Source organism: Westiellopsis prolifica IICB1, from assembly GCF_004323185.1.
Classification (GTDB): Bacteria; Cyanobacteriota; Cyanobacteriia; order Cyanobacteriales; family Nostocaceae; genus Pelatocladus; species Pelatocladus prolificus_A.
Genome location: NZ_NAPS01000017.1, coordinates 1 through 3,442 on the forward strand (window position 1 = coordinate 1; position 3,442 = coordinate 3,442).

General features: G+C 43.7%; 3 protein-coding genes. All 3 read right to left on the bottom strand.

The features are described from left to right. Positions 1-99 precede the first annotated feature (99 nt). Entirely contained in the window at positions 100-1,296 is a 1,197-nt protein-coding gene (locus B4U84_RS30055) for an HlyD family secretion protein (RefSeq protein WP_242677777.1), read from the bottom strand. Further along, entirely contained in the window at positions 1,283-2,365 is a 1,083-nt protein-coding gene (locus tag B4U84_RS30060) for an ATP-binding protein (protein ID WP_131121648.1), read from the bottom strand. The genes B4U84_RS30055 and B4U84_RS30060 overlap by 14 nt, the downstream gene beginning before the upstream one ends. A 72-nt stretch (positions 2,366-2,437) precedes the next feature. After that, on the bottom strand, positions 2,438-3,442 hold a 1,005-nt coding region (locus B4U84_RS30065; RefSeq protein ID WP_131121649.1), incomplete at its 5' end, for a metal-dependent hydrolase.

Below are 3,442 nucleotides of genomic sequence, written 5' to 3' on the forward strand. Positions count from 1 at the left end.
GATACTTCCTCTTGGGTTTGCTCCTCCTGGGGCTGTTCTTCTGTTGTTTCCTCTGGCGTTTGTTCCACTTCCCCTTGATTTGGTTGTGGTTGTACTGGTTTAGTTGGGGATGGGGGTGGGGTTTGTGCCATCACTGGAGCGATCGCTCCTAATATCAGATTTAGGATTAGAGCTAATTGTAATAGTTGTTGTGTATTTCCCATCGCGTCCCGCCCAAGGTTTGATACGTCTAACGTATCCATTACGGGGGCTACGTATCATCGGGATTTGTGCTAATTTATCCTCAATGTTAGTGAGTGAAATTGCCAGCTGTGCTAACTGATAATCTCTATCTCTAACAGACTGGGCATATTGTTGCTGCTGCCGTGAATATTCTTGTTGAGTTTGATTTTCCTGCTGCTGCTGTCTCGCCTCGTTCAGATTTGCATCATACTCTGTCAATTGGCGGCGATTTTGAGCAGCAGTTAGCCGCGACTGTGCAACTTCTAAATCTGATTGTGCCAGCCTCACATTTATCTGTAACTGTTGTAATTCCTGTTGCTGGTTAATTGCCTCGGTATTGAGTTTGGCTCTCGCTTGTTCCAAAGCAGAACTGGCCTGATCCATCTCTGAGCGAAACTGTTTAAGCTTGGCTTCCTCATGCTGGAGAACAGCACTCTCTAGTTTCATATCCCGCATAGCTAAAATTAATTGTTCTTGCTCCTGCACTTTCTCACTAGCAATCTGCAATCCTGCCTCTGCCTTCTCGGCCTCTGCTCGTCGTTCAGGATTGTCAGATTTAAGTATGATTGTTCGGGTTTCTAGGAGTGTTTGAGCCTGGGTCAATCGTAATTTAGATTGAGCGATCGCACTCATTTCCTCTGAGAAAATAGCTGGTGGTAACGGCTTTAACCCTAATGATTCCTTTGGTTTAAAAGGTTCAGGAATAGTTTTGTTTTTTAAATTATCAATTTGAAGTGTGACTGATTTTTTCTGCTTGTCCAAGCGATCGCGTTCTGTGGAATTGTCAGATATTACATCCCCTTTTTTAATTTCTTGATTAAGTTTGACCTTCAAAAATGAGGGATTATCAACACTGATGCTCATTCTTAGAGGACGGTTTTGTTGAACTATTGAAATAGCAGAATCGTCTACTTCGTCGTCTGGAACAGACTCAGGGGCATTCTTAATAATCGCTTTGCTTTGAGCTTCTGCAACGGCTGTTTGATTTTGGGGATAATATTTAGCTATAAAAATTAGTCCAGCTAGCCCAATGGAAATATAAGTAATTAAGTTATTGGTATTAAATTCTTTCATAATACGGCTTAATATTGACTTTATGCCCATCCTTACCCATTCTTACTAAGGCTTGAAGTGGTTCTAGATTAGCTATTAAATGGTCAGAGAAGCGAAAGCGTGAAGCTACTCTTTTAACTTCAGTCTGATCGACTCCTAATATAACCTTGGTTGCAGTATTAGCAATAACTTCATTACTAATTTCGGCATCACGTTGAGAAGCTACTACAGCGCCAAGTCCAAATTTTCTGCCATCAGCCAATAAAAGGTTTAATGTTTTAGAAGTTTTAACTTCTTTACACTCATCTATAAATAAGTATGTCCTGGGGATTTTCCCTTCAATTTCCCCCATAATTCTGTGACTATCCATTACTTGCTTGATAAGGGCTTCGGCTGCGATCGCACCCAAACCAGGAACCTTACCCAATGCTGATAAATCAAATCTGATAATCTGAGCATCTAGCGATGGCTGCGGACGGGTGAAAATCCCATACTCAAACATTGCCGCGAGTTTAAGGGCAAGCTTTGATGATTCCTTACAACCGTCTTCAATTCTTGCTTCAATCTCAATTCTTACATCAGCAAATGTTGGGGCTTTCTGTATCCAAGTAGTGGGTTCATCTTGAATAATCCCCCTTTGTTTGTAGCAAGTGGTCAGGATGTCAATAACCAGTCCTTCCTGATTGACTCCCATTGTGAGAGCTTTTTTAAGGATGGTTGCGACTGCGATCGCTTGCAGTGATGGCCCCCCGCCCTTGGTGTCCAAGTCTACCACTAGGGGATTGATACCGTGTGGCGATTCCATGTTAAGCGGGTAGTAACACTCACCGGGAAGCTCTAAATCGCCGTGAAAGTCTATTGTTATGCAGCGTACACTCGATATAAAGCGCGGGAGTTCATAAGCGATCGCTTTGAGTGTTTGGGTTTTGCCACTACCACTGGCCCCAATGATGGCAATGTGACCATTAGGAAGTGTGGCAGGGTTCCAATAGACTTTATCCCCTAGTAAAATGCCTCCTGTTACTGACTCTGTAGCAGGTTTCTTACTTTGGTTAGGTTTAAGTGTTGGCGCTGGTAGTGGTTTAGGCATGGGGTATTGGGTATTGGGTATTGGGTATTGGGGAAATAATTTGTGTTATCAATACTGTTAACTGATAACTGTTCACTGATAACTGTTAATGCTGGTATTGATAACCTTCACTTGCAGCTGTCCTATAGCGAATTCTTCACCCAAGGTTTTGTGAACAATCGCAAGCGGGGCAGCTTCTAGGGTAACTGTGCTGTCAGTTGCCCGAATATAAGGAAATTGATAAGGGTCACGGGGTATAGGCACACCGTCTAAAGTGTCAAACTCTAATTGGCCAGAAATAAACACCATAGCCCCGGCGCGATTAAACTTAGCGATCGCATTCCCTACAGGTTCATCCTCAATAGAAATCGCTTCTATGTTTGTAATGGCAGGCTTTCCTACATCGGCAGTGATTTCCTCTAAGAAAATCTGGGCATCTGGCTCTGTGGAAACTTTGTAAATCCTGCCGTCGTCAGACTGGACTAAAAAGCCTGTGCCTTGAGCCTGGATAATTAAATATTGCCCATTTACCTTGGAGCGATCGCTCGTCCGTACTCCTTTAATATTGGCTTTAATCAGGTGTGTACTGCCAGACTCGTTATAAATGTGCTGTACACCAGAGGGTGAAGCAATTAGCCTGTTGAACTGAGTAAATAAACCGCCTGAGTTGTTGATATTGAACACCCCCAGAGCGATCGCAACTAGCACCACCAACACAAAATACTCAGCATTGCTCCCAGTCCTCAACCTTAAATTACGATTTCCAGGACAAACACAACGCACCGGGGAAGGCCAAAACATTTCGACACCGCCACGGGTGAAGACATCCGCGAACCAGCCAAAGGTGTAACCGATGCTCAGGGCGTGAACCAAGTTAATAAAACTGGGATTAAACAGTGCAATTCCATACCCAAGCGCTGCTACAACTGCACTAGCAACTAGGCTGTGTGTACAACTGCGGTGAGGCATTTTTGATTCAAAGTAGCTACTAACCCACGGAAAAACACGGCCTGCTGGAGAGGTAGAAATGTCAATATCAGGGAGAAGACCAGCGATCGCACCCACTGCAATTACTGTTGGGCTAGCAGTTCCCAATAA